General features: G+C 36.7%; 26 protein-coding genes. 12 read left to right on the forward strand and 14 right to left on the reverse strand.

Annotation, left to right across the window (positions count from 1 at the left end; all coding sequences use genetic code 11):
• Window positions 1–18 precede the first annotated feature (18 nt).
• Together AC0L0O_RS19045 and AC0L0O_RS19050 are read right to left on the reverse strand one after the other, a co-directional pair.
• On the reverse strand, window positions 19–282 hold the full coding sequence (locus tag AC0L0O_RS19045) for a hypothetical protein (protein ID WP_001199904.1): 264 nt from the start codon (window positions 280–282) through the stop codon (window positions 19–21).
• Window positions 283–465: 183 nt separating this feature from the next.
• Window positions 466–1,320 (reverse strand): CvfB family protein, encoded by an 855-nt coding sequence (locus tag AC0L0O_RS19050; protein ID WP_000281269.1) that lies wholly within the window; start codon window positions 1,318–1,320, stop codon window positions 466–468.
• 239 nt (window positions 1,321–1,559) lie between these two features.
• Between AC0L0O_RS19050 and AC0L0O_RS19055 the strand changes: the two genes are divergently transcribed.
• Window positions 1,560–2,051 (forward strand): YajQ family cyclic di-GMP-binding protein, encoded by a 492-nt coding sequence (locus AC0L0O_RS19055; protein ID WP_001040153.1) that lies wholly within the window; start codon window positions 1,560–1,562, stop codon window positions 2,049–2,051.
• 837 nt (window positions 2,052–2,888) lie between these two features.
• Here AC0L0O_RS19055 and AC0L0O_RS19060 read toward each other — a convergent pair.
• Window positions 2,889–3,773 carry a helix-turn-helix domain-containing protein gene (locus tag AC0L0O_RS19060; protein WP_000397884.1) on the reverse strand — a complete coding sequence of 295 codons (885 nt, stop codon included), beginning with the start codon at window positions 3,771–3,773 and terminating at the stop codon, window positions 2,889–2,891.
• A 250-nt stretch (window positions 3,774–4,023) separates the two neighbouring features.
• Window positions 4,024–5,379, reverse strand: a complete 1,356-nt coding sequence (locus tag AC0L0O_RS19065; RefSeq protein ID WP_128295031.1) for an alpha-amylase family glycosyl hydrolase — start codon at window positions 5,377–5,379, stop codon at window positions 4,024–4,026.
• 158 nt (window positions 5,380–5,537) lie between these two features.
• On the opposite strand from AC0L0O_RS19065, the gene AC0L0O_RS19070 reads away from it, so the two are divergent.
• The gene (locus AC0L0O_RS19070; protein ID WP_038357214.1) at window positions 5,538–6,770 is read left to right on the forward strand and encodes an ammonium transporter; all 1,233 of its coding nucleotides are present in this window, start codon (window positions 5,538–5,540) and stop codon (window positions 6,768–6,770) included.
• A 274-nt stretch (window positions 6,771–7,044) separates the two neighbouring features.
• Here AC0L0O_RS19070 and katB read toward each other — a convergent pair whose 3' ends face one another.
• From katB to asnB, 3 genes are all read right to left on the reverse strand, one after another.
• A complete protein-coding gene (gene katB / locus AC0L0O_RS19075) occupies window positions 7,045–8,511 on the reverse strand; it encodes a catalase KatB (RefSeq protein ID WP_001069158.1) in 1,467 nt (488 codons plus the stop codon).
• Between the two features lie 59 nt (window positions 8,512–8,570).
• Window positions 8,571–9,530 carry a ferrochelatase gene (hemH, locus tag AC0L0O_RS19080; RefSeq protein WP_001984953.1) on the reverse strand — a complete coding sequence of 320 codons (960 nt, stop codon included), beginning with the start codon at window positions 9,528–9,530 and terminating at the stop codon, window positions 8,571–8,573.
• Window positions 9,531–9,718: 188 nt separating this feature from the next.
• A complete protein-coding gene (gene asnB, locus AC0L0O_RS19085) occupies window positions 9,719–11,566 on the reverse strand; it encodes an asparagine synthase (glutamine-hydrolyzing) (RefSeq protein WP_000333969.1) in 1,848 nt (615 codons plus the stop codon).
• Window positions 11,567–11,804: 238 nt separating this feature from the next.
• Between asnB and AC0L0O_RS19090 the strand changes: the two genes are divergently transcribed.
• The gene (locus AC0L0O_RS19090; protein ID WP_000616043.1) at window positions 11,805–12,359 is read left to right on the forward strand and encodes a DUF2777 domain-containing protein; all 555 of its coding nucleotides are present in this window, start codon (window positions 11,805–11,807) and stop codon (window positions 12,357–12,359) included.
• 58 nt (window positions 12,360–12,417) lie between these two features.
• Here AC0L0O_RS19090 and AC0L0O_RS19095 read toward each other — a convergent pair whose 3' ends face one another.
• Entirely contained in the window at window positions 12,418–12,783 is a 366-nt protein-coding gene (locus tag AC0L0O_RS19095) for a YisL family protein (RefSeq protein WP_000233490.1), read from the reverse strand.
• Between the two features lie 150 nt (window positions 12,784–12,933).
• On the opposite strand from AC0L0O_RS19095, the gene rocD reads away from it, so the two are divergent.
• Window positions 12,934–14,124 carry an ornithine aminotransferase gene (gene rocD, locus AC0L0O_RS19100; protein ID WP_000616652.1) on the forward strand — a complete coding sequence of 397 codons (1,191 nt, stop codon included), beginning with the start codon at window positions 12,934–12,936 and terminating at the stop codon, window positions 14,122–14,124.
• Between the two features lie 107 nt (window positions 14,125–14,231).
• A complete protein-coding gene (locus AC0L0O_RS19105; protein ID WP_000925338.1) occupies window positions 14,232–14,516 on the forward strand; it encodes a hypothetical protein in 285 nt (94 codons plus the stop codon).
• Between the two features lie 40 nt (window positions 14,517–14,556).
• Here the strand turns inward: AC0L0O_RS19105 and AC0L0O_RS19110 are convergent, their stop codons facing one another.
• A complete protein-coding gene (locus AC0L0O_RS19110) occupies window positions 14,557–15,456 on the reverse strand; it encodes a fumarylacetoacetate hydrolase family protein (protein WP_038357215.1) in 900 nt (299 codons plus the stop codon).
• A gap of 247 nt (window positions 15,457–15,703) precedes the next feature.
• On the opposite strand from AC0L0O_RS19110, the gene AC0L0O_RS19115 reads away from it, so the two are divergent.
• The 7 genes from AC0L0O_RS19115 to gerPF all read left to right on the forward strand — a co-directional run bounded on the left by AC0L0O_RS19115 (window position 15,704) and on the right by gerPF (window position 17,965).
• The gene (locus AC0L0O_RS19115; protein ID WP_000462851.1) at window positions 15,704–15,883 is read left to right on the forward strand and encodes an aspartyl-phosphate phosphatase Spo0E family protein; all 180 of its coding nucleotides are present in this window, start codon (window positions 15,704–15,706) and stop codon (window positions 15,881–15,883) included.
• Between the two features lie 96 nt (window positions 15,884–15,979).
• Window positions 15,980–16,201, forward strand: coding sequence for a spore germination protein GerPA (gerPA, locus tag AC0L0O_RS19120; RefSeq protein WP_001111188.1), 222 nt, complete (start codon window positions 15,980–15,982; stop codon window positions 16,199–16,201).
• 14 nt (window positions 16,202–16,215) lie between these two features.
• Window positions 16,216–16,422 (forward strand): spore germination protein GerPB, encoded by a 207-nt coding sequence (gerPB, locus tag AC0L0O_RS19125; RefSeq protein WP_001012512.1) that lies wholly within the window; start codon window positions 16,216–16,218, stop codon window positions 16,420–16,422.
• Window positions 16,423–16,489: 67 nt separating this feature from the next.
• Complete coding sequence (gene gerPC / locus AC0L0O_RS19130; protein WP_001070767.1) at window positions 16,490–17,104, forward strand: spore germination protein GerPC; 615 nt, start codon at window positions 16,490–16,492, stop codon at window positions 17,102–17,104.
• Window positions 17,105–17,110: 6 nt separating this feature from the next.
• Window positions 17,111–17,305 (forward strand): spore germination protein GerPD, encoded by a 195-nt coding sequence (gene gerPD, locus AC0L0O_RS19135; protein WP_001052802.1) that lies wholly within the window; start codon window positions 17,111–17,113, stop codon window positions 17,303–17,305.
• 15 nt (window positions 17,306–17,320) lie between these two features.
• Window positions 17,321–17,707, forward strand: a complete 387-nt coding sequence (locus AC0L0O_RS19140; protein ID WP_000902341.1) for a spore germination protein GerPE — start codon at window positions 17,321–17,323, stop codon at window positions 17,705–17,707.
• A 42-nt stretch (window positions 17,708–17,749) separates the two neighbouring features.
• Entirely contained in the window at window positions 17,750–17,965 is a 216-nt protein-coding gene (gene gerPF / locus AC0L0O_RS19145) for a spore germination protein GerPF (protein WP_001141566.1), read from the forward strand.
• 37 nt (window positions 17,966–18,002) lie between these two features.
• Here the strand turns inward: gerPF and AC0L0O_RS19150 are convergent, their stop codons facing one another.
• The 5 genes from AC0L0O_RS19150 to AC0L0O_RS19170 all read right to left on the reverse strand — a co-directional run bounded on the left by AC0L0O_RS19150 (window position 18,003) and on the right by AC0L0O_RS19170 (window position 26,870).
• A complete protein-coding gene (locus tag AC0L0O_RS19150; protein ID WP_000718626.1) occupies window positions 18,003–18,290 on the reverse strand; it encodes an RNA polymerase alpha subunit C-terminal domain-containing protein in 288 nt (95 codons plus the stop codon).
• A 12-nt stretch (window positions 18,291–18,302) separates the two neighbouring features.
• On the reverse strand, window positions 18,303–22,028 hold the full coding sequence (gene addA / locus AC0L0O_RS19155) for a helicase-exonuclease AddAB subunit AddA (protein ID WP_001984998.1): 3,726 nt from the start codon (window positions 22,026–22,028) through the stop codon (window positions 18,303–18,305).
• Window positions 22,025–25,540 carry a helicase-exonuclease AddAB subunit AddB gene (addB, locus tag AC0L0O_RS19160; protein WP_000058572.1) on the reverse strand — a complete coding sequence of 1,172 codons (3,516 nt, stop codon included), beginning with the start codon at window positions 25,538–25,540 and terminating at the stop codon, window positions 22,025–22,027. The genes addA and addB overlap by 4 nt, the downstream gene beginning before the upstream one ends.
• 116 nt (window positions 25,541–25,656) lie before the next feature.
• Window positions 25,657–26,220 carry a signal peptidase I gene (gene lepB, locus AC0L0O_RS19165; RefSeq protein WP_000751894.1) on the reverse strand — a complete coding sequence of 188 codons (564 nt, stop codon included), beginning with the start codon at window positions 26,218–26,220 and terminating at the stop codon, window positions 25,657–25,659.
• A gap of 56 nt (window positions 26,221–26,276) precedes the next feature.
• On the reverse strand, window positions 26,277–26,870 hold the full coding sequence (locus AC0L0O_RS19170; RefSeq protein WP_000347516.1) for a TVP38/TMEM64 family protein: 594 nt from the start codon (window positions 26,868–26,870) through the stop codon (window positions 26,277–26,279).
• Between the last annotated feature and the right edge of the window lie 43 nt (window positions 26,871–26,913).

Raw genomic sequence — 26,913 nt, forward strand, 5'->3', positions numbered from 1 at the left:
CAGATAAGGTTGTGTTTTTTAATCTTTCATCAATATTTTCAACTTTTTCTTCAAGCTTTTATAATGCCAATTGATGTGATCTAATTCTATCTCCACTTCAATCAGCGCATCTATTAAGTCTTCTTTAGAGTGTTGCGAGTCCATAATATTTTCAAGTATTTTTTCAAACCTTTCAGCGCTCTCATATATATCATGTAAATCAACTGCTACTATTTCGCGTTCTTTTTCAGGGGATAACGCTGAGAGGCTCTTTATTAATTGTTCTAACACATTGTATTGCACCTTCATACCTCCTTAATTCTATACTTATAACGTTATTTATAGATTTCATCTATCCTTTCTATATTCTTTTAAATTTCCCTCTCCCCATAATTCTCTATTCCTTCCTTCATTTTATACTGAACGCAAAAAGAACTATCTTTCCTCTAATAAACTTAGAGAAAAGGTAGTTCTTTTCCATCCACTTTATTTCTTAAAGTAAGTCCAACCTTCTTCTTGGTAAACTTTTTCTTCTTTCATCAACTTACCAAGCGCACGCTTAAATGCAGCTTTACTCATATTGAAACGTTCTTTAATGTCTTCTGGGTAGCTCTTATCCCAAAACGGCATTGCTCCGCCTCGTTCTTCCATATATGCATAAATCACTGCAGCATCATCTTCCATTCCTTCTTCTTTACGAGGAAGAAGCGAAATGTTAATTGTACCGTCATCTTTTACGTCAATAATACGACCTGTTACGCGCTGGCCGATGCGGACTTGTTCTTTTCTTTCTGTATGGTGTAAAAATGCACGGAAATGCTCATCTGTTAATACGAATGAACCAACTTGAAGTGAACGATACACACGTCCATTTACATTTTTATTACGCATAGATGGCGTCGCCTCTACAACGATTTCTTGCATATCACTATCTCTTGCCGGAAGAGCAATTAAACGATCACGATTCGTTAATTTTAACGTACAATATAATTCATCTCCAACTTCTGGCCATACTGGCATATAAATTGGGAATTCATCAGCTGGAATTAGTATATCTTTTGATACACCAATATCAACAAACACACCTAAACTAGGAATAACTTCTACAACCTTTACCCAGTTCCAATCATATGTTGTAATAATTGGCTCCTTCATTGTTGCCGAAATACGATTTTGGTGATCAAGGTATAAGAATACATCAATCGTATCGCCTTCTTCAATTTCTCCAGCTACTTCATTTTTATGTAGGAAAATTTCTTCTTCTTCATTTCCAACCATATATCCAATTTCCGTTTCGCGTAAAACAGTTACCTGTTCAATCGATCCTATTTGTAAATACATATTTTTTTAATTCCCTTCTATATATATAAAATTAACTTTTTTATCTTTTTATCATTCCAAACAAAAGTTAATTATAACACGATTTTTCCTTTATTTGTCCAACTGCCCAAAATTCACTATAATAAAATGAGGTTACATCATTATAAGTACGAAAACACTTAAGTCTAAGCTCGTTTTCAGCTATACTTTAGTATGTACAATACATAAAAAGATTAGAAATTTATTTGGAGGTGCTAACTATGGCAAAAGATAGTTCTTTTGACATCGTTTCGAAAGTAGAATTACCTGAAGTAACAAACGCAATTAATACTGCATTAAAAGAAATCCAAAATCGATATGACTTTAAAGGAAGTAAAAGTGATATTAAACTTGAAAAAGAAGTACTTGTTTTAACTTCTGACGACGAGTTCAAATTAGAGCAAGTAAAAGACGTTCTAATTTCTAAACTTGTAAAACGTAACGTTCCAATTAAGAACTTAGATTACGGAAAAGTTGAAGCGGCAGCTGGTAACACTGTTCGCCAACGCGCAACACTTCAACAAGGTATCGATAAAGATAACGCGAAAAAAATTAACAACATCATTAAAGAAATGAAATTAAAAGTAAAAACACAAGTACAAGATGATCAAGTACGTGTTACAGCAAAAAGCCGCGATGACTTACAAGCAGTTATCGCAGCAGTTCGCAGCGCTGATTTACCGATTGACGTACAATTTATTAACTACCGCTAAAAAGAAAAACATCCTCTGCACAGAGGATGTTTTTCTTTTTAGCGGGTAGAAACAATATGACGAGGACAAGAAGGTATTTGCGGTGAAAATTGCTGAGTGAACAGTGTTTATTCATGCGAATATCTTACAGGTGACCGCGTCGTTAGGCTAGGTCTCATTGTAGAATTTTTTTATACATGGAATTGAGCATGTCCTTTTAAAAATAAGGAAAAGACACATTAGAACATTTCCCTTCAACTTGAAGCACTTTCTTTATCAATTGAATCCCAAACCAAAATCCCTCTCCTACTCAAGCGTAACAATTTATGAGTATAAGAATATTTTCCACCCTTCAATGTAATGTAAAATTAATAAGGAATCTTATTCCGTAAAAAAAGTTAATTATAAAAGAGTTAGAAGTGGTTATTTGAAGAAGTTAATATTATGTTTTTTATTGGCTATACTCTCTCTAAATATGACAGGATGTTCTAATAATATAACTACACTAAATGATAAATCTAATTGCATTCACAAAGCTTGGTACAAAAAAACTACGTTATGTAATAATTTAAAGAAACACTAAATAGTTGATGATAAAGCTCACAAAAAAAAACACACTTTAAGTTGCCTTCCTCTTACTTGAACCATCTTAACTTTAATATGGAAGGAAAAGAAGTATAAAGTGTTAATAAGGATGCAGATTTCAAAATAGAAAGTACGTTAAGTAAACTTTCATTAAAAAATTCATATTAAGTAATAATATTTTAGAATCAAGTTTATAAAAAATATTAAGAGGTTTATAAGTGTAAAACCTACAGGAACTTTTCCTGTAGGTTTTATTGTACTATAAGTAGTTATTTAGCAATTATGTTTTTCGAAATACCCTTCTTTAATTATTTGTAATTTTTTTTCGTTTTTTGTTAATTCAAATATAAATAACGCTGTTTTCATGTTATCAGCAACTTCTTCTTTATTAGATTGTTCAAGCTTTAATAAATTCGAACCTTTTTCATAGTATAGTTCACCCAATAAGTATAAAGTATTTAGATTAATAGCTAATTTGATACCCTTATCAATGTATTTTTTTGCTTCTTCGTATTGATATGTGTAATTTAAACATTTTGCTAAATTATAAATAATTTTTAATTTAATTTCTTTATCTCTAGGAAAATCTAACTTATCAAAATTATTTAAACATCTTTTTAATATATTAATACTCTCTTTATATTCTTTATTTTCTGCATGAAATATAGCCATTGTCTGCATAATATCTATTTCTCTCTCTGTTAAAAAATCAATATTCGTTACAGTTATTTTTAATGCATTATTCAAAAGAGTTAAAGCTGTTTTTATTGAGTTATTCACACGATATATAGCAATTGCTTCATGCCATATTAGAAATTGTTTATCTTCTTTCATTCGAAAATTATTTAAGTTTTTTTCTTTTGTTACTATTTCATAAAGCTCTTTATATTGATGTTGTCTTATACAGTCTTTCATTACACATTTTACATTTTCTATATATTTTAATTTTTTGTTTTGAGTTAGTGCAAATATATTATTTGGATCAATACCAAGCCTTTCTGATAATTGATATAACAATATGCTAGATGGATAAATCACACCTTTTTCAATCTTGCTAATTTGACTTTGTGAACATATTCCATGACATAATTCGGATTGTGATATATTTTTTTTAATTCTAAGTTCTTTAATGGTAATACCCAAATCGTAAAATTCCATTTTCTCTCCTCAAATATAACCCTTAATGAGTATAAAATTATTTTTCATCTTTTAATGTAATGTAAAATTAGTATAGTTGCAATTATTGTTTCTTCTATATGTTCTTTTCACTTCTTTGCTCAGATGCATTTCGAGGCACGAGTCTTACTTCACAGAAAAACAGGTTAAGGAGAAAGTCTTCTCTTTAACCTGATCTTAAGAGCAACGCCTTACCTTAAACTGAAGACGAGCTACTAAAGAAAATCGTCACTCATTTCCGTCTCTTTTTAACCGCAATTAAAAAAGTAATAAATAATACGTTCACACCAACTATTAAGGAGATAAATAACCAATTCACACCTGTTTCTCTATTAACTTTATACACATTTGATTCTTCACGCTTTAAAACGAGATAAAACTTTCCATTTTCTTCTCTTATAATTTCATCTTCTAACAATCCTCTTAACTCTTGTTTTTCACCAATCGTACTTGCAGGTAAAGCAACTTTTTGCGTCTCTTTCGTATTATTAATCGCTACTAATGTGACTTCACCTTTATACTTTCGTTTTAGTACACTCATTCCATTTTTATCGTATAAGAGTTCAAATGTACCGCGTCGTAAAGATGGTCTCGTTTGTCTAAGTTCACCAAGTTTTGTTATATGCTGCATAAACTTTTCATCCGATTTGAAATCCATTAATCGTCTATTATCTGGAGTATCCCCTCCATCTAATGCAATTTCAGTCCCGTAATAAAAATTTGGAATGCCTGGTGATGTCAATAAATATGTAAGAGCTAGTTTCAAACGCGATGGCGGATAATTCATATTTTCCTTTGCAATACGAGCAAATCTTTTTGTATCTTGATTATCTAAAAATGTAATGAATTCCTCGTCTTTTTTACTCACATCATATAAAGATTTTACCGATACGTCCGCTTTAGAAAACGATTCTACTATTTTTTCGTTGTATTCACTATCTTCTTTTGTCATAACTCGAAAATCTTTTTTTATCACTTGCATATCTTTTTGCACATCATCCCAAAAAGCAGGAGACTTTTTTTCACTATGCATTACATAACTTGCATCTAAATCAACTTCTTTGACCCACCATTTCATCGAGTCGATTACTTGTTGTTCGTTTTCTCCAAGCGGAAATTGAAGTATAACTTTCATTCCTTTTGCATGAGCTTCTTGCACAAGTTCTTTTACATCATTTTCTGTTCCGAAATGTTCATTTACCTTCTGAAAATTGCGCACGTCTACTCCATCGTATTTTACACTTTCAAACAGCGGCGAAAGCATAACAGTGGTAAATCCTATTTCTTTTATGTAATCCAGTCTTTTTATAATGCCTCTTATATCTCCGCCCTGATATCCTTCTAAATTACCAACTTCTAACTGTTTGTCATTTTTCGGTTCCCCATTATTGAAACGATCAATCATAATGGAATATATAACTTCATCTCGCCACTCTCTTTTTTCGTCTGCAAATGTATGTATTGGTACAAACAAAACGACAGCTAAACAAAAACAAATGAATAGTTTCCTAGTATGTATTTTCCCCACACGCATCCCCCACGTTTTTAATTGTAAGAATATTATACCAATTATCCGAACGAATCGCATACGTTGATTTCATTCTTATTAAATTAATACATGTTAGATTTTCTGACATAACACATGAAATTTTCTGATTTTTTAGTTGATTTTTCTTTTCACTTCGAATATGATATGAAACATAACAAATTGATGTTATTTTTTCTAACATTACAGGAGGAGAGAAAATGAATATGGGAGATACGGTTTTTATGTTTGTAGCGACAGTAATGGTCATGTTAATGACACCAGGATTGGCACTTTTTTATGGAGGGATGGTTCGCAGTAAAAACGTACTCAGTACGACAATGCATAGTTATAGCGCGATGGCTATCGTTTCGATTCAATGGATTGTAATTGGTTATTCTTTATCATTCGGACCAGATTGGCACGGACTTATCGGCACACTCGATTGGTTCGGTTTAAATGGAGTTACCTACGCACCAAATCCAGACTATTCATCTACTATTCCTCACAATTTATTTATGATGTTTCAACTCATGTTCGCTATTTTAACTCCTGCTTTAATTTCAGGTGCATTTGCCGAAAGAATGCGATTTTCAGCTTTCCTTATTTTCATCCTTCTATGGACAACGATCGTTTACAATCCTGTCGCTCATTGGGTATGGGGCGTTGGCGGATGGCTAAGAGAACTTGGCGCGTTAGACTTCGCTGGCGGTAATGTCGTTCATATTACATCTGGTGTGGCTGGCCTCGTATTAGCTATTTTCCTTGGAAAACGAAAAAACATAAACGGTACTTCTCCTCATCATTTACCATTTACGATGCTAGGCGCTGGGCTGCTATGGTTCGGTTGGTTCGGTTTTAACGTCGGAAGCGCATTATCTTTAAATGATGTAGCTTTAACTGCATTTATTAATACGAATATAGCCGCTGCTGCCTCCGCATTAACTTGGATGCTTTCAGAGTGGTTCTTTCAATCAAAACCAACTGCGATGGGAGCTGCTTGTGGCGCCGTTTCCGGTCTAGTCGCTATTACACCAGCTTGCGGGTTCGTTACACCTTTCTCCGCTCTTCTTATCGGAGCGATTGGCGGCGTATTATGCTTCGGAGCAGTCTTTTTCTTAAAAACAAAATTCAGATACGACGATACACTCGATGCATTCGGATGTCACGGCATCGGCGGAACTTGGGGCGGTATTGCGACAGGACTATTTGCAACTACTACCGTAAACGGCGATGGCGCTAACGGATTATTTTACGGAAACGCCGCGTTGCTGTTTAAACAACTTGTAGCAATCGGCGCAACATATGCATTCACAATTATAATGACGTACGCCATTATTAAAGCAATCAACTTCTTCCTCCCTGTCCGGGTCGATGAGCACGAGGAACATATGGGACTTGATATTTCGATGCATGGAGAGAAAGCTTATGAGTATACTGAGCGAGTGAACTAAAAAAAGAGATGCAATCTATTGATAGTAGATTGCATCTCTTTTTTTGCATTTGTCGGCACAGCATACCCTAAGCGGTATTCCTGTAAATATATCAGCGATTCTTCGGATATATCGACGATTTTTCAAATATATCAGCGATTATTTCAATATATCGACGTTTCGACACGATATATCGATTTACCACCAAATTCCGACATAAAGAAAATGAAGAATACCCGCTTGTAACTTTACACTAAAAAAAGACGACCGTTTCATAACAGTCGTCTTTTCCTATTTATTTCGGAGCATTTCCTACATATTGCGTAATATCAACGTTTAATGCTTGCGCTAAACGCATACCGTACTCTTGATCTGCACGGAAGAAGTTACATACAGCTAGTAATTTCGTACGTTCATTTACGTCTTTTAAGTCACTTGTTAAGTTTGCAATTAAGTTGTCTTGCTCTTCTTTAGAGAATGAACGGTAACGCTCACCTGCTTGTTTGAAATCATTTGGTTTTTCAATTTTTTCACGAGATACGTAGCCTTCTACTTTCATAGTTGAATCGCGGTAAGCTGGGTCTTCGACTGGATTTTCAGCATGACGGCTCGGTTCGTAGTTAATTGTAGATGGGTTTTGATTGATTTGCATCGCACCATCACGTTGTTGGTTATGAACAGCTGCGTATGGGCAGTTTACAGGAATTTGTAAGTAGTTTGCACCAAGGCGGTAACGCTGTGTATCTGGATAAGAGAATAAACGACCTTGTAATAATTTATCTTCAGATGGTTCAATACCATTTACAGTTGCACTTGGAGAGAACGCTACTTGTTCTACTTCCGCGAAGAAGTTTTTCGGGTTACGATTTAACGTCATTGTCCCTACTTCCATTAATGGGAAACGATCTTCTGGCCAAACTTTCGTCGGATCTAACGGATCGAAATCTAAAGAATCTGTTTCCTCTAATTGCATTACTTGTACGTGTAAATCCCATTTCGGGTAATTTCCTTTTTCGATTGCATCGAACAAGTCACGAGTTGCATGGTTGAAGTCCTTTCCTTGTACTTCTTGCACTTCTTTTGCACTTAAGTTACGTACACCTTGCTGTGGTTTCCAATGATATTTAATGTAGACGATTTTACCTTCTGCATTAATCCATTTGAATGAATGTACACCGAAACCTTCCATTTCACGATAGCTTGCTGGTGTACCGTAATCAGAAAATACCCATGTCATCATATGTGTAGATTCTGGACTTAACGTCATGAAATCCCAGTAACGATCTGGTGTTTGAATATTTGTATCAGGTGCTGGTTTTAAAGAATGCACCATATCAGGGAATTTAATTGCATCACGAATGAAGAAGACTGGTAAATGGTTACCTACAATATCGTAATTTCCTTCTTCTGTATAAAATTTAACAGCGAAACCGCGTGGATCACGTGCTGTTTCAGGAGAACCTTGACCATGAATAACCGTTGAAAAACGAACAAACACAGGTGTTTCAGTTCCTTCATTTTGTAAAAATGCTGCTTTCGTATATTTCTTCATGCTGTTTTTCGTTACGAATACACCGTGAGCACCTGCACCACGTGCATGCACAACACGCTCTGGAATACGTTCACGATCAAAGTGAGCTAGTTTTTCTACTAAATGATAGTCTTCTAATAATACTGGTCCGCGGCGACCAGCTGTACGAGAATTTTGGTTATCTCCGACCGGAGCACCTTGGTTTGTTGTTAAGCGATTATTTGGATTCATCTAGGGGGATCCTCCTCTTTCTTTCATAGTAATTATTCTTTATTTAAAATTATTATAAATTAATTATTATTCAAAATTAGTTCTTTGTCAACTATTTCTTTCATTTTTCTGGAAGCAATTGTAGCTAAACAATCAATAAATGTAGATTGTGCATTCGGCATATTTGGTCTAAAATACGCAGCATTTAATTCATCCGTCACAACTTTACACTCGTAATCGTTGTCATATAAAACTTCTAAATGCTCTGCCACAAAACCGACTGGGCAATATATGAAAGATTCATATCTATGCTCTTCAAATAAATCTCTCGTTAAATCTTGCACATCCGGTCCAATCCATGGATCAGGTGTATTTCCGGCACTTTGCCAACCAATTGTATAGTTTTGGATGTTTGCAGCTGCTGCGATTAAATCCGCTGTATGCTGCAATTGCTCCACATAAGGGTCACCTGCTGCAATAATTTTTTCTGGTAAACTATGCGCTGAAAAAATTACGACCGCTTTCTCTTTATCTTCAATTTTTGTAAATGTTTCTTTTATTTGATCTGCCCAATACGAAATAAACTTCGGTTCATCGTACCATTGGTCAATCGGCTCAATAACAGGACCACCTATTTCCTCCGAAAGACGAATTGCACGCTCGTTATATGCCTTAATGCTAAAGGTAGAATAATGCGGCGCTAATACGATACTAATCGCTTGCTCAATTCCATCGCGCTTCATCTCTTCTACTGCATCTTCTATAAACGGAGCAGTATGTTTTAAGCCTAAGTAACAATTAAATTCATACTCTGTAAACATATTATTCATTGAGTCTGTTAATTTATGCGCTTGCTCTTTCGTAATTTTTGCAAGCGGTGAAATTCCGCCAATTGCTTTATAGCGCCCAATTAAATCTTGGAGCGCTTCTTCGGATGGCTTACGCCCATGACGAATATGTGTATAATATGCCTCTACTTCATCTAATGAATCCGGCGTTCCATACGCCATTACGAGTAAACCTATTTTTTTCTTTTTCATCTATATAACACCTCAATTTTATAAATGAGAATCTTTTTCAAGAACATTTGTTTCCAATTATAACAACTAATAATAAGTACGTAAAGATAATTATTCTAAATAAGTATTTTTTCTAATATGATTTTGAATTTTATATGACAATTTATTTAATAAAAAGCGACTTACTTATAAAGTAAGTCGCTTTTCTCCTATTCTTTAATATTTACTCCATATTCTTTAAACCAAACATGAATTTGCGCTAAATGAGCTAAAAGCTGTGGCCCAGTCATTAATTGACCATACCATGGCGTTTGGAATGCACTGCCGCCTGACTCAATTAATCCACTCAGCTGTTCTTTATCAAATAGCTCGTGTAAAATTGAGCCTTTATCCGTTAATAAATCTTGTATCCATACTGTTACTGCTTTCGTATAGTGCGGATTATGTGTTTTCGGATACGGGCTCTTCTTTCTATATAAGATGTCATTTGGAAGTAACCCTTCTAACGCTTTACGCAATAGACCTTTTTCGCGGTTTTTATACATTTTCATTTCCCAAGGAATATTCCACGCATATTCGACAAGCCGGTGATCCGCAAACGGAACGCGTACTTCTAAGCTTGCCCCCATACTCATGCGGTCTTTTCTGTCTAATAATGTTGTCATAAACCATACCATGTTTAAATAAAATAATTGGCGTCTTTTTGCTTCTAGCGGACTTTCCCCATCTAAAATAGGAACTTCTTGAATGGATTCTTCATAGCGCTGCTGTACATATTGTTGTAAATTTAATTTATTTCTCCATTCTTTCTTTAGCAATTGTTCACGCGCTTCTGTAGAACGCATCCACGGAAATGCACTCGATTGTAAATCATCTTCTCTATAAAACCATGGATAACCACCAAATATTTCATCTGCACATTCCCCAGATAAACCAACGACAAAATCTTGTTTAATTTCACGACAAAACCATAATAATGACGAATCAATATCTGCCATACCAGGCAAATCACGAACGAGTACTGCTTCTGTTAAATACTGCGCTAATTGTTCATTTGAAATGACGCAGCGATGATGGATCGTTTGAAACGTCTCAGTCATCAAATGAATAAATGGTGCATCTGAATTTGGCTGAAACGCATTTGCTTTAAAGTATTTGTCATTATCTTCGTAATCAACCGAATACGTGTGTAATTGACCTTTTCCCGATTTTTCGTATTCTTTCGCAGCAATTGCTGTTATAGCGCTTGAATCTACACCGCCTGATAAAAAAGTGCATAATGGTACATCAGAAACGAGCTGCCTTGTAATCGCATCTTGTAATAAAAAGCGTGTTTTTTCTACTGTTTCTTCAAAAGAATCTTCATGCTTTTTACTTTCTACATTCCAATATCTCCATATACATAAACCGTTCTTCGAAAATGTCATCGCATGACCTGGACGTAATTCTTTTATGCCAGCATAAATACCGTGACCAGGCGTTCTAGATGGTCCAAGGCCAAATATTTCAGATAATCCTTCTAACGTCACTTCCGCCTTCACATCTGGATGCGCCAATATCGCTTTTAACTCTGAGCCAAATAGTAATCGCCCACTGTCATATTTATAAAATAGTGGTTTTACCCCTAATCGATCGCGCGCAATAAACACTTGTTCTTTCTGTTCATCCCATACAGCAAACGCATATATACCGTTTAAATGATCGACACATTCTTCTTTCCATTCGATATAAGAAGCTAACAATACTTCCGTATCAGAGTGACCTTTGAACGTATATCCTCTTCTTAATAGTTCCTTTCGAATGTCTTCCGTGTTATACAGTTCGCCGTTATAGCAAATTGCATAATTTGCTTCATCCTTTAAACAAGTCATCGGCTGTTTACCACCTTCAGGATCAACAACGATTAACCGTTTATGCCCAAATGCGACATTGCCTTTAATCCAAACTTTATTATCATCTGGGCCACGCTTCGCTAACGTCTCAGCCATCTTCGTAACGACGTCCCGTTCTCCTTCTAATGAGCGTTTATAATCCACCCATCCTGTAATCCCGCACATATAAATCATCCTTCCATCTTATTTCTTTTCTTGAACGTACAGTAACCCCACTCTAAAAGTGCGGATCAAAAAAATGACAAACTTGACGATAACCTACTATCCACATATGGAATAGCATTTTCACTCAGTAAAACGTGTTTTATTGTATGCCCACCTATGTCCGGATGTGTCTAGTTATAAAGAATGCACGAACTGTCTATAACAGAGATAACTACTTTTCATAAAGGAGAAATCGTGTATGATACAACGTAAACATATTTTATATAACCAGCCCCGCGCTCATACAGTCGGTAATGTAGAATATATAAACAATGAATGGATATTCTTTGATGACGAAAATGAGGAAGCATTTTTATTAGAAGAGATTGCCGAAGATGGCTTTGAGATTTTATATAACAACAACTGGCTACCAGCGCGTTTCTATGAACAAGATGTATTACAAATCGCCGACGAACAGCATCATTTACAAAACGGGGAAATGATACGAATTCGAAAAAAATTACTTCTTAGCTATAAGGAATGGCTTGAGGAGTTACCTGATTCTGTTTTTACCTTATTAACAGAATCATTGCAATCACTTCATTACTCTTTATATGATTGCATGTATTGTCATAATTATTTATCCTTCTTACCGAAAGAGGAAACATGTGAAGGAGTAAATATTCTTTTATTCGATAACGAAGAAATGATTTGTTCACTGCAGCACCATTTCGTCCGTCACTCTTCTTCAAACAAAAACATGTTCCGTTTTACGAAAGTAAACGGAGAAGAGTTGCATATCGATGCAACCTAAAATAAAAAACCACCTTATCTCCCAAACATTTGAGATTATAAGGTGGTTTTATTTTTTATTAGAATACTTGCCAACCAATCGGCAATTTCAGTCCAAGGTAAAATACTGCTACTAGTGCAACAATAAATAGCCCCCAAACTGCCCCTGTTGCTTTGTTCTTGCTCATTTTCACAAGAACCATTTCCATTCCACCGATAACTAAAATACCAGCTATCATTTTTAAACCATACCACATGTGCATGTTACTTGTTGCAGTCTTCATAATACCCATGTACAACATGAAACCTGTCACAATAATGATAATGTACATAAGACGAAGCCCCATATGTACACCTTTACCTTTTCTTCCTGCTGAATAAAGTGAATACGCAACAAAGAATAAAATTAAACCTAACGCCCATGCTGTAATATGCATATGTACCATCGTATCCCTTACCTCCTCTTTTCACACTTTTTCACTCTATATGATAACATGTTCATTTATTTTCAGGAAATGTTTCGCTTTTTTACATTTAAATGATATAATATTTAGAGTATTTACAAACTTCTTGTAATAACAAAAGGGGGAACAATCATGATTCAAACTAAGGATATCATCGAACTTACAGACACATACGGGGCAAATAACTATCACCCACTTCCAATCGTTATTTCTAAAGCAGAAGGCGTTTGGGTAGAAGATCCTGAAGGAAACCGCTATATGGACTTATTAAGTGCATATTCGGCAGTAAACCAAGGTCATCGTCACCCAAAAATTATTAACGCTTTAATTGACCAAGCTAATCGTGTTACGTTAACTTCTCGTGCTTTCCATAGCGATCAATTAGGTCCTTGGTACGAAAAAGTTGCGAAACTAACTAATAAAGAAATGGTACTTCCAATGAATACAGGTGCAGAAGCTGTTGAAACTGCAATTAAAACAGCTCGCCGCTGGGCTTATGATGTGAAGAAAGTAGAAGCAAATCGTGCTGAGATTATCGTTTGTGAAGATAACTTCCATGGACGTACGATGGGTGCTGTTTCTATGTCTTCAAACGAAGAGTACAAGCGTGGATTCGGTCCAATGCTTCCTGGCATTATCGTAATTCCTTACGGTGATTTAGAAGCGTTAAAAGCTGCTATTACACCAAACACAGCTGCATTCATTTTAGAGCCAATCCAAGGTGAAGCAGGAATTAACATCCCACCAGCTGGTTTCTTAAAAGAAGCTCTTGAAGTATGTAAAAAAGAAAACGTTTTATTCGTAGCAGATGAGATCCAAACAGGTTTAGGCCGTACTGGTAAAGTATTTGCTTGTGATTGGGACAATGTAACTCCTGACATGTACATACTTGGTAAAGCACTTGGCGGCGGCGTATTCCCAATCTCTTGCGTAGCAGCAAACCGCGACATTTTAGGCGTATTCGAGCCAGGTTCTCACGGTTCTACATTCGGTGGTAACCCACTTGCATGTGCTGTTTCTATCGCAGCTCTTGAAGTGTTAGAAGAAGAAAAATTAACAGAGCGTTCTCTTCAATTAGGTGAAAAATTAGTTGGGCAATTAAAAGAGATTGATAACCCAATGATCACTGAAGTTCGCGGTAAAGGTTTATTCATCGGTATCGAATTAAACGAGCCAGCTCGTCCTTACTGTGAACAACTAAAAGCAGCTGGTCTATTATGTAAAGAAACACACGAAAATGTAATTCGTATCGCACCACCACTAGTAATCTCTGAAGAAGATTTAGAGTGGGCGTTCCAAAAAATTAAAGCGGTATTATCGTAATAATAGAGAGTCTGTCCTACACGTTAGGACAGACTCTTTCTTTTTTTAGTAGTTTATCGTAAAATAAATTTTAATATTCTGTCTTTTTTTGCGAAAGGGGTAGTTATATGCTTTTGAAATACGGTAAACATATTAACTATTTAGCTACTATTCTTATTTCCATTACATTCATCGGATTCCTATTATCCACAACGTTACTCAGTCACTACTCAACGCCTCATACATTCATGCTACTTAAAATTTCATTTTGGGCTGCCGTTTTCCTTACAGCTATCGGGTTTGGTCGCGAAAGAAGCTCTCTTGCCGTTATACTAATCGGAATTTGTACATTAATACTCATCGGATTATATATTGTTGCTATTTTAGATTTTTTCAACATCCCACAGCCATAAAAAAGAGCTATCTAGTAATAAGATAGCTCTTTTCTTTTCTTCACTTCACTACATTTCGCAAAGTACCAATTCCTTCTACTGTAATGACCACTTCATCACCCGCATGTAAAAACTTCGGTGGCGTGAAACCTTTTCCGACACCAGCCGGGGTTCCCGTTGCGATAATATCCCCAGGTTCTAATGTCATTCCTTTACTTATCGTTGAAATGATTTCTTCTATTGAAAAAATCATTTTATTTGTATTTGAAGTTTGCCTTACTTCCCCATTTACTATCGTTTCAATGTGTAACGCATTTGGCGTACTAATCATCGATTTATGAATTAAATACGGTCCCATCGGACAAAATGTATCGAAACTTTTTCCAAGGAAAAATTGTTTATGCTTCCTTTGAATGTCGCGAGCAGTTATATCATTTATAATGGTATAACCAAAAACATGCTCAAGCGCTTTTTCTTTTTTTATTTGTTTCCCTCGCTTACCAATAACGATAGCTAATTCTCCTTCATAGTCTAATTCATTTGTTGCGTGGGGATGACTATTAATTTTTTCATCCATTCCAATAACTGTCGTTGGCGCTTTCGTAAAGATCATTATATTTTCTGGAATTGACTCTACTCCGCCCATTTCTATCGCATGCTCACGATAGTTTTTTCCAACGCACAAAATATTTTTTCTTGGCCTTGGAATTGGAGCTAATATTTTCACTTCAGTTAACGGATAGTACGCCGTCCCTTCATTTTCCTTCGCCCAATTTACAATATCACATATTTTTTCAAAACATTCGGTTCCTCTTTCAATACACTCTAACATTGTAATAGGGATTGTAACCTTTTCTCCCTTTTGCCTTTGCGCTTCTCTTAAGTGCAATACCTTTTCTTCCTCTTCATCCACAATACCTACAAATACCTTTTCTTCTTTTTTCGCCGTTACCAAACGCAATATTTCCACTCTCCATCCTAAAACTCATACCTTTTAATTGTATTCGCATCCGTAAGAAAAAAACCTTCTCATACACGCTAATTTTTACAATATTTTTCTCATACCCTATTCGTTACTTCTTTATCATTTGGCATAAAATGTAGAAATTTTACTTTTTTTAGCGAATGCATTTCTTTTTTATGAAGTTTTTGTATAATATGTACTACATATATACAAAAAATTTCATTTAGAGATGGAGCCGATTTCAATGTTTGAGCAAGCGATTGAAAAAAAACGTGAAAAAATGATTTATTTTGCTGAACGCTATGGAATGACTTCTCAAAAAACAGTGGATTGTAGCCAAGAACTGGACAGGCTCTTAAATGTAATTTGGCATGTACATACGGATGTTCACCCTAACCAAACACTCGACACACACACACAATAACGTGTGTGTTTCTTTTATTTCAAAAAAACACACATTTTATTGAAAACGCCCATACAATAATAGAAAAGAAAATTTTAAAAACGAAAGGTGTTTTGTATGCCAGCTATGGTCGGACATATTCGTATCGTCAATATTGGATCAAGTGGTATTTTTCATATTGGAGATGTATTTGCGATTAGGCCTATTAGTTATTCACGCGCTTTCGCGGGGGCCGGCTCTTTTAACGTTGGAGATAACGTTTCTGTCTACAATTATCAAAGTGCAACGACTGTTAATGATTCAGATGTCGTCGATCAAGCGATAATTGGTTCAACTTAAAGGGGGCGATTGTATTGAATTTTTACGTAAACCAAAGCATCATCATTAACAGCATTAAAATTGATAGCATTACAACGTCTTCTGTATTCCAAATTGGTACTGCTGGAAGTATTAAATCCCTATCTAAATTCTCAAATACTGGCGGATTTACAGAGCCCCTTCGCCCATTACAGGCGAAAGGACAAATTATTTCTATCAAACCATCAACTAGTTCTTCTTAAGACATCCTTGTCATAAATATATAGTAGGAATATATTTACCCTCCCTATTGAAAAGGAGGTTTCACAAATGAATCAAGATATATATACTTACTTACACCAACTTCAACAAGCTCTTCAAGTACAACAAGCAACCATTCTTAACTTAGAAGATCAAGTTCGTCAATTACAAGAAGAGCTTAATGAATTAAAAAATCGCCCCTCCTCTTCTATAGGAAAAGTGGAATACAAATTCGATCAATTAAAAGTAGAAAATTTAAATGGCACTTTAAATATTGGATTAAATCCATTTTCAACAAAAGAGCAACAAATTGAGGATTTTCAAGTTGATACAGAAACTTTGAAGGTCAATCCTGAAACTGACACAAATCCAGACTTTTACCAAGGAATTCTTCAAGAAATGCACCGTTACTTAGATGAAGAAGCATATAATCGAATTCTCCATTTTGAACAAGAAGAGAGAACGCCACTCGATGAAATGTATCGACAAATGATGGTTGATGACATAAAAAAACAGATGGAGCATCGACTTCCTTATTACTTATCACAAGCACAATCATATGAAGGGACTTCGACAGATCCAGATTATTTACGAGATATCATTATCCAAGCTATGAAACATGATATCGACAAAGCCTTCCTCTCTTTTATTCAACACATACCGGGCAATTTCCGAAAGGAGTAAGTATGTATGAACCTTAACGTTGTAAATCGCGAGTTCAAAGTCGGACAGATTAAAATGAACGGTGTATCATCGTCCGCACTCTTTTTAATTGGGGATGCAAATTTCCTCATACTATCTTCTATTCTTGATACACCATTCGAAACTGTTACAGAGGGGCCATTTGTACCATTAGTAACAGATGTCCCTCCTACTCCAGGTTAAGGAGACTGATAGATTATGTTACATCATGTGTCTGTTGTCCAAAATGTTTCTATTATTTCTTTAGGGATTACTGCCGTGTTTCAAGTTGGAGATGCCAATCAAATGGAATTAAAAAGTAGGGCCCTTGCCGTCCACAGGGAAATCCCTTGTTATATAAAAGACGAAGGTCGCTTAGACGCATTTGAAATCTTTACAGATGAATACATTACAATCCCGAAACGAACGACAGATGTAAAATTAAACATTGTAAATGAATGTCCTTTTATTGAAGTGAATAACGTTGAATTACGAACACTTTTAAATTCCGGTTGCTTTCAAATTGGAAATGTGGATTATGTTTTTAATAACTCTCGTATTATGCAAATCCGCCAATATATTACGGATGAACCTTCCGTTCAATAATTCATATAGTAATTAAAAAGCTTAGTAAAGTAGGTGGATGATATGCCTTCTGTTGTTGGAAATCTCGTCGTTCAAAACAGTAATGGCTCTTTCAATTTAGGAGATTTTTATAACGTGTCTCCGAAAGAAAACACGAAAGCGTATAATGGATCCGGAGCCTCTAATGTTGGATTTGTCGTGAATACGTTTAACGGTGTTAGTGCAACAAATACGTTTGATTCTGATGTAGCCGATCAAGATCAAATTGGAACAGCGTAAAAAAAGTAGGAGAATATCTCCTACTTTTTCTTTTATTTTATTTAAATGATAACCCGCTCTCCTCCAAAGCCTTTCTAAGCTTTGGCAAAGATGCCGGTCCCATACCATGTAGTTTTAAAATTTCTTTCTCGCTATACTTTGAGAGTTCTTCTACAGTATGAATTCCATGATGCTCTAGCGCCCTTCTTGCTGGTGCTGAAAGAAGTGAAAGAAACCCTTCTTGTGGCGTTCTCTCTTTCTCACAGGTTGGGCAAGTTGGACAATCGCTACTTTTATAGTACTCATGTCCTTTTTCACAAGTTCTTAACGTTTTTTCCGCTGCCATTTGCAAGCCCCTCTATTCCTCAACTTTTATAACATGATTACCATCAAAGAAGTATAAACATTTCTCTTTCACAGGATGTTGTAAGCTTTTCTCAAGTGCCTTTGCATATAACGAAAGCTGCACTTTATATCGCTCTTCTAAAATTGGTTTCGCTTGTTCGAATCCTCCCGGGAACTTCCCTTCAATCGTATCCGTTTTAAAGTCGATTAAAGTAATACCATCTTCCTCTTCAATCATGCAGTCGATAACCCCTTGGACAAGAATTGATTCCCCGCTCTTCCCTTGCCAATCTTGATACGCTTCTTCTGCTGCAAGCATCATCGTAAATGGTACTTCACGCTCAACACTTTTCGCCGCTAATATCCTTTTACCTAGGTCACTGTCAAAGAATGAAATCACTTTTTCAACTGCTATTTCTTCTGCTTGTTCAAATGTTAATAATTCTTTATTTACCATTCCAGCAATTTGCTCTTGAAGAACTTCAACTGTAATCGGCTTCTTCAAATCAACATGCTGCATAACGGCATGGACTGCTGTTCCTCGCTCTGCGTACGTTAACCCTTTTTTCTCCATAAAACGAGGACGTGTTTGAATTGGTGCACGTAATTTTTTAATAAAAGCGTTATCGCTACCTTCTTCAGATTGATAATTTCTCTTTATTTCTGTAACAGATTGCTTCGCACGATGAGATGTCGCTTCCTCATATCCGTACTTCCACATTAACCTGTCGTACACTTCATCTTTTCGTTCACTTTGCAGGGGAACAGCTTTTTTCTCACGAAGTGCTTCTAACAATTCTTGTTTCTCTTCTTGAACGGGTTCTGGCGCAAGTAACGTGTTCCCGTCAACAACTTCTACTTTCCAGCTAGTGTCATACCCATAAATTTCATCTGGAATACTTCCTTGCCCTAATTCAAGAAGCATTTCACTATCACGGTGTCTATATAAGGAAGGTGCAATCCAGTCTAAATAACAAGATGCTCCGGCACGTACGTGATCTGGTAATAACCATTCACTATGCTCCCTCGCATCCAGCCATTTTTCCATTTCCTTAGTTGCATCCTTAACCGTTCCAATTAAAATTAACTTCTCTTTTGCCCGTGTTAACGCTACGTATAAGACGCGCATTTCTTCCGCAATTAATTCCATTTTCATTTTACGCTTAATTGCAAGTTGTGATAATGTCGTATATTTAATTCGTTTACGCGGATCGATAAATTGCGAACCGAAACCGAAGTCTTTATGAAGTAAGAAACGTTTCATTAAGTCTTGCGTATTAAAACGACGACCAAGTCCAGCGACGAATACGACTGGGAACTCAAGTCCTTTACTTTTATGAATTGTCATAATGCGAACGACATCTTCTTGTTCACCTAAAGCTCTCGCCGTACCCATATCATCACCGCGTTCTAAAATACGCTCAATAAAGCGTAAGAAGCGGAATAGTCCTCTAAACGATGTTGCTTCATATTGTCTTGCGCGGTCATATAGTACACGCAGGTTTGCTTGCCTTTGCTTTCCAGCTGGTAAACCACCGACAAAGTCATAATAACCTGTCTCACCGTACACTTTCCAAATTAAATCAGAAAGAGACTGTTGGCGTGCGAATTCACGCCATCCTTGCAGTAAGTTATAGAACCATTCTAATTTATCATGTAGTTCTTTTTCTTCTTCAAGCGGTGCTCCTTTTAAGAATGTGCTCATTACTTCATAAAACGAGCCTTTCTTCCCGTGAGCACGAAGCGTTGCAAGTTCTTCATCATTTAATCCAACGATTGGGGAACGAAGTACTGCTGCAAGCGGAATATCTTGCATCGGATTATCAATAACGCGGAATACGTTCATCATAATATTTACTTCTGTCGCTTCAAAGTAACCAGTGGCAAGGTCAGCGTATACTGGAATTCCTTGCAATTTTAACTCTTCCATAATTTGCGGTGCCCACGGCATCGAGCGAAGTAAAATAACGAAGTCACGGTATTTTACAGGGCGCATACTATCCGTTTTACGATCATACACTTCATAACCTGAATCAACCATCGCTTTAATGCGCTGCGCCATAAGACGTGCTTCAAGCTGTGCCTTTTCTACTTCCGCACCTTCTTCACCGTCTATTACTTCTTCTTCTGTTTGTTGAATGCACAATAGTTCAGCTGCTACATCTTCACCTTCTGGATAGCTAGCACCTAGCTTTAATTCAGCGTCAGCATCGTAATCAATTTCCCCAACTTCTTCGCCCATAATTTGTTTGAAGATAAAGTTTGTACCCGCTAACACTTCATGACGACTACGGAAGTTTTTCGCTAAGTCAATTTTCATTCCGCCGCCTAATCCTTCTTGTGTGAAACGTTTATACTTTCCTAAGAATAATCCTGGTTCTGCTAGTCGGAAACGATAAATCGACTGCTTCACGTCACCAACCATGAATAAGTTTCCTTCACTCTCAGAATCTTTCGTTACGAATTTAATAATTGATTCTTGTACGAAGTTCGTATCTTGATATTCATCGACTAATACTTCAGCAAATTTATTACGATATTGAAGTGCTACTGCTGATGGCTTCATTTCACCATCTTCACTTTGTTCACTTAAAATTTGTAAACAGAAATGCTCTAAATCTGTGAAATCAACCATGCCTTTATCTCGCTTCATCGCTTGGAAACGCTCTGTAAATACTTTTACAAGTTGAACGAGCTTTTCTAATACAGGATGCATATCTTGAAAATCTCGTAAGAAACTTTCAGGCCTGCGGCTAAATAGCTCTTCTTGTAATTTCTTCACTTCATCTTTTGCTTTATTACGAAGAGAGTCTACTTGTTTTACAATATCCTCGTTATAATCGCTTTTCTTAATGCGCTTTAACGTTTGCCACGATACGTTTTGCATCGCTTCATACACGCTTGTCCACGATTCACGAGCAGCTGCTGATAACGTTCCAAGTAAAGCTAAATCTGCTTGCAGCGTTTCAACGCGAGGCGCTGGACCGTCAGGAAGCATTGCGAGCTCAGTTGCTTTACGAATATGCTGTTCCGCTGTTTCAAGCTGGAATTTTACATCTTCTAATAAGTAAGAGGCGTACACTAAATCTTCAATTGTCTTTCCTTCGACGTCATATGCTTCTACTAATTTATCGAGCCATTTTTCCGGATTTGGATGCGCTCTTGATTCTGTATGAAGCGCTAAAATCATACGTTGTAAATCATCATCACTACGGTCGCTCGTATAACGATCAACGAGTTCAAAGAATATCATATTATCTTCTATTCCATACTCTTCTTCTAATATGTCATCTAACACTTCTTCTTTTAATAATTCATTTTCGGTTTGATTCGCAATGCGGAAACGAGGATCAACATCAAGCATGTAATAGTATCCTCTAATAACTTGTAAACAAAATGAATGGATCGTTGAAATGGAAGCTTTATTTAATAAGCTCAGTTGCTTTCGGATGTGCTGAGAGCCAGGCTCATCAATTAATACTTTTTCTAAAGCCTCTCCAATTCTGTTTTTCATCTCTTGCGCCGCTGCATTCGTAAATGTTACAACGAGCAGGCGGTCGACATCGACTGGATTTTCTTCATTTATAATCTTTTTAATAATACGTTCAACTAATACTGCTGTTTTCCCTGATCCAGCTGCTGCCGCGACTAAAATATCACGTCCGTTCGCTACAACCGCTTTCCACTGGTCATCTGTCCATTGACTACCTTCTGGTTTTTTAGGCCAATTTTCTATCATTCTCCGCCAACCTCCTCTCTAATTTTCTCCATCGCTTCACTATCTTTCATATCTTTTAGCGTACGGAATTGATTATCTTCAAGTGATTCATCGAACTGACAAACTGATTTGAAGTTACAGAACGTACACGCTGCTTTATTCCCCTTTTTGTATGGAGCAATATCAATAACACCCTCTGTAATGTCTTTTCCGATATTTTTAAACGTATGATGTACGTATTTTTGCAGGACGTTAAACTCTTGTTCACTGGCAATACTTGAACGCGCACTAAAACTACCGTCTTTTTTCAGACCAGCAGAAATAATATCTGAACTTCCTGTTGAAAGTTTGTTATCCATTAAACGAACAACGTCAGCATCTCCTAGTACGAGCCCTTTCATTTTGAATTTCTTTAAAATTTCCTTTTCAATTTCTGCTTCAGATGCGTCACCTTTCACCTCAACAATTGGGTTATGAATGTGGAAGTACAGTACACCAGCTGGTGATGCTGCGTGGCCTTTTTTCATCCACGTCTGTGCATTTGAAGTAACAACATCTAAATACGTTAACATTTGAAGTGCCAATCCGTAATACACTTCCGTTAAGTCTAACGATTTTGAGCTTGATTTATAGTCAATAATACGGAGGAATGTTCCGTTTTCATCTTCTGCCTTATCAACGCGGTCAATACGGCCGACTACTTCCATCTTTACACCATTTGGTAACGAGAATTCCATCGGCGGAAGTGATCCTGTACCGCCCATACCAAATGGCACTTCTAAATCAACTGGTACGAAACCGCTCGACTTCGCATGTTCACGTAGAATAATGGACGTACGGAAAATGATTTGTTGTAGTTTTTGTTTTAAATAGAAATGACGGTTTGAACTTAATAAAATTTGCCTTTGTAATAACGGTGCAATCTCTTCTATTACTACAGTAGAAAGATGCTCACACTCTTTTATTGATAAATCTGCCCAAGTACGATTTTCACGTAATAGCCTGTCTGCAATTCTCTTCAGCGCTGCATGGAAAAGCTCCCCGATATCTGGCGCATCAAGTTTAAAAATATCACGCTCTCTTAACGATAAACCGTGCTGTGCGAAATGAGCGTACGCACAACGATTAAATAGTTCCATACGAGAAACGCTTCCTTTTATTTTGTCTCCGTATAAATCTCTACTTACCGCTGTACTTAGCTTTTGCGCACGATTTCGGTAGAACAAACTTGATAATACGCGGCTACTTTTTTGCTTCCATTCATCCGAAGTTACGTAGAAATTATATACATCCCACCAAAAGTCTAAATTCCCTTCAAATCCATATCGCTTCCACGTTTGCAGTTGCTGCATAACATATGACAGTGTTACTTCCGGCGTTGCTACGTATGAAATTTGTTCCGAACGTGATAAATCATTTACGTCATTCGTAATAAATGTATCTTTCACATCAGGGAACATTCTTTTTATTTTCTTAATAAAGCTAGACGCAAGTAACGTCTTCCCTTCCTCATCTGCAAGCGGGCATGAAATATATAATTTCTCAGTTGCTCTCGTTACCATTTGGTACATAACGAACTGTTCTTCTAATAAAGTTTGTCTCGTCGTTGGTGCGAGTTCAATACCTGCAGCGCTCAAAACATCTCTTTCCTCATCAGAAAGCATACCTTCATCCATCGGTGCTGCTGGAATGACACCTTCATTCACGCCAATAACAAATGTTGCTTTCACATTTGATAATCTTGAACGATCAATATTAGCAATCAACACTTGGTCTAATGACGGCGGAATGTTTGCGAATTGAAGCGCCTCAAGACCTGTCGACATAACGTCTGTGAACATAGAAAGTGACATTTTCTCTTCGCCAAGCATCTCAACGAACGTATCAAGAAGACTCATAACTTCTTCCCATACTTGTTCATGATCTGTCGCAAATAAGAAATCCCCACTCTCTTCTGCACGAATACGTAATGCTTCTAATTTTTTTGGAACGTCCAGCTCTTCTAAAAATAAGTAAACAGCTTCGCACATTTGCATAACTGTTCCCGCGCGCTTCAGTCTTTTTTGCATACGAATAACTGGGGTTCTTACAACGTCACGCAATCGATTTATTTTCTCTTCCATTTCACGTTCACTGTCTGTGATCATCCCGTTCGTATCGTCAAGAGAACGATAGCGACGATACATCCACGGATCCTCAGAAGTCCATCTCTTCCCTTGTACACCGTATGCTAAGCAATAGTTTTCAAACTCATCCATCTCTTCGCGCATCGTTTCTTTTCTTACGTCTAGTGGATATAAAAGCTCTGTTTTCACGCAGCGAAAGACTGCATCATAACGCCAATTCCCGCTAATAATCTCGAGTGCAGAACGAATGCATTCTACTAACGGATGATGTGACATCGGGCGTTTTTCATCGATGAAGTGCGGGATATTATAATCTGTAAATAGTGTCCGCATTACATCGTAATAACTTTCCCCGTTACGAAGAAGAACCGCAATATCTCGGTAACGATAGTTTTCTTCAGCCACAAGTCTACGAATTTCACGAGCAACGCCTTCTACTTCCGCTCGTAAATTAGCTGCTGTATGAATCGTTACACTTGCTTCACCGTGAAACTTTTCATTTGGACGCGCTTCGTAATGCATTTCTAAATGCGCTAATGCCGGAGAATGAAAACGCGGCTGTTCCATAAGTGGAATCGTTTTTTCAATTTCTATTTTCTCTTCACGCGCTACTTGTTTTATTTTTTCATACGTTAATGTCGTTTCATAAAATAAATCTAATTCATTTACTGGCTGCGCTAACGTTTTTTCATCTATCGTTAACGTGATCGTAACTCTCGCTCCGCAAATCATAAGCTGTCTTACAATTTCTAACTCTTGCGGTGAAAATGAGTGAAATCCATCTATATAAACTTCAGCTCCCTTTACATATTCAGATTGAGGAAGCTTTTCGACTAGCAATTGCAGATAGTCTTCTGAATCTAAATACTTTCCGATTAAGGCACGCTCAAAATCATCATATAATAGTTGTAAATCATACACTTTATTCGCCAGTAGCTTTTGTTCGGCACTGCTACTATGCGCATCTAATTGTTGCCACATTTCATATACGTTTGATGGCGTTACGTTATATCGTTTAAATTCCGCAATCATACTGCCAAGATGTTCAAAGAAACCGTTTTGCTCCGCTGCTTTTTGGAACACCGATAATCCATCTTTACGAGACTCTACAATTTTACGAAGTAACATATATACGCCCGCTTCATCAATGTGAAGACGACTCGCTCCGCCAACTTCTTGCAATACCTTCCACGCTAATCGTGAAAAACTAAAAACTTGTGCCCGAATAGAACCTCTAACATCCTCACTGCCAATTAACGCCTGCTGCGTCTGGAATGTCATCTGTTCTGGCACAAGATATAATATTGTTTCCCCTCTTGGACGCTGTTTTAATTCTTCTTGCACTTCGTGTAAACAAAGTGTACTTTTTCCACTTCCCGCTCTACCAATCACAAATCGAAGTGACATGTAACCCCACCTTTCACTTACATAACGAACGTTAGTTTGCTACTATAATTGTATTATAGGACACGAAAAAAGACAAACAGAGTAGTTTGTCTTTTTCTATACTTCTACCTATTATATCAACCTTTTGAAAAATTCGTTTGCACATCTTGAATTGGCCAATATCGTAAATCAACTTTACCGACAACTGTATCAGCTTTTACAAACCCAAAGTGTCTACTATCCCAGCTTCCGAGACGGTTATCACCCACTACAAAAATATATCCAGGTGGCACCGATTTTTCCTTCGTTAACTCTTCTAGTTTAAAATCACCTGTTAGTTGTCGTCCATCTATCTCTTTCTTATACGTCTCTAAATAAGGTTCATCTACGAATTGTCCATTTACATATAGCTTATCATGCTTATATTCAATATGATCCCCAGGTAAACCGATAATTCGTTTTACGTAATCCTCTTTTTTGTTCGCATGAAACACAACAACGTCAAATCTATTCAAGTCCCCCACATGATAACTCACCTTATTTACAACGAGCATATTGCCATCTTGCAATGTCGGCATCATTGATTTCCCCTCTACAACGTACGTTGAAAAGAAAAACGTTCGAAAAAATACAGCTAATAATACACCAATTAAAATTGTTCGTATCCACTCTATGCCTTCTTTTTTCAAAGTTTTCTTCATCCGCTTCTCCCCTTCTCCTTTAATAATGAAGCTTTCCTTTACAAAGAAGACTATTCTTAATGAAGTTCTAACTTTACTTCGATTTTCTTACCGACATACCATAAAATAAAAATACCAATTGCTACAATGACTGATTTCACCGGATTATGAATAAATGACATTAAATCATGACCGATATACGTTAAAATAAAAATCATCACAAGCTTTCCGAACGCGAGCGCAAGGCCAAACTGTTTTACACTAATGCGAGATAGACCAGCAACAACATTTATAAGCGCAGATGGTGTAAACGGAAAACAAAATATGACGAAAATCGGTGCGAATCCTTTCCTTTCAATCCATCCCATTGCCTTTCGTACTTTCTCATGCTTATTTACAAAAGAAAAGAAACGACTTCGGCCAAAATGGCGGATTATGAAAAAGACAAGTAAGGCACCCATTACTGATCCAAGCCAAGAATAAAGAAAACCGAGCCAAAATCCAAATGCAACAGCATTCGCCAATACAAATACGATGAGTGGCAATGCTGGAATTAACGCCTCTATCATCGGTAACCCAATACCAAGAAGTGGTCCGAACGCTTTATAGCTTTCAACAATATGATCCATATTTTCTGGTGAAAAATACTCTTTGATCGTCTGAAAATCCATTCTACACTTTACCCCTTTACTCTAAGTACTACCTCTACTGTAT

Source organism: Bacillus sp. GS3m_15504 (genome assembly GCF_055825275.1).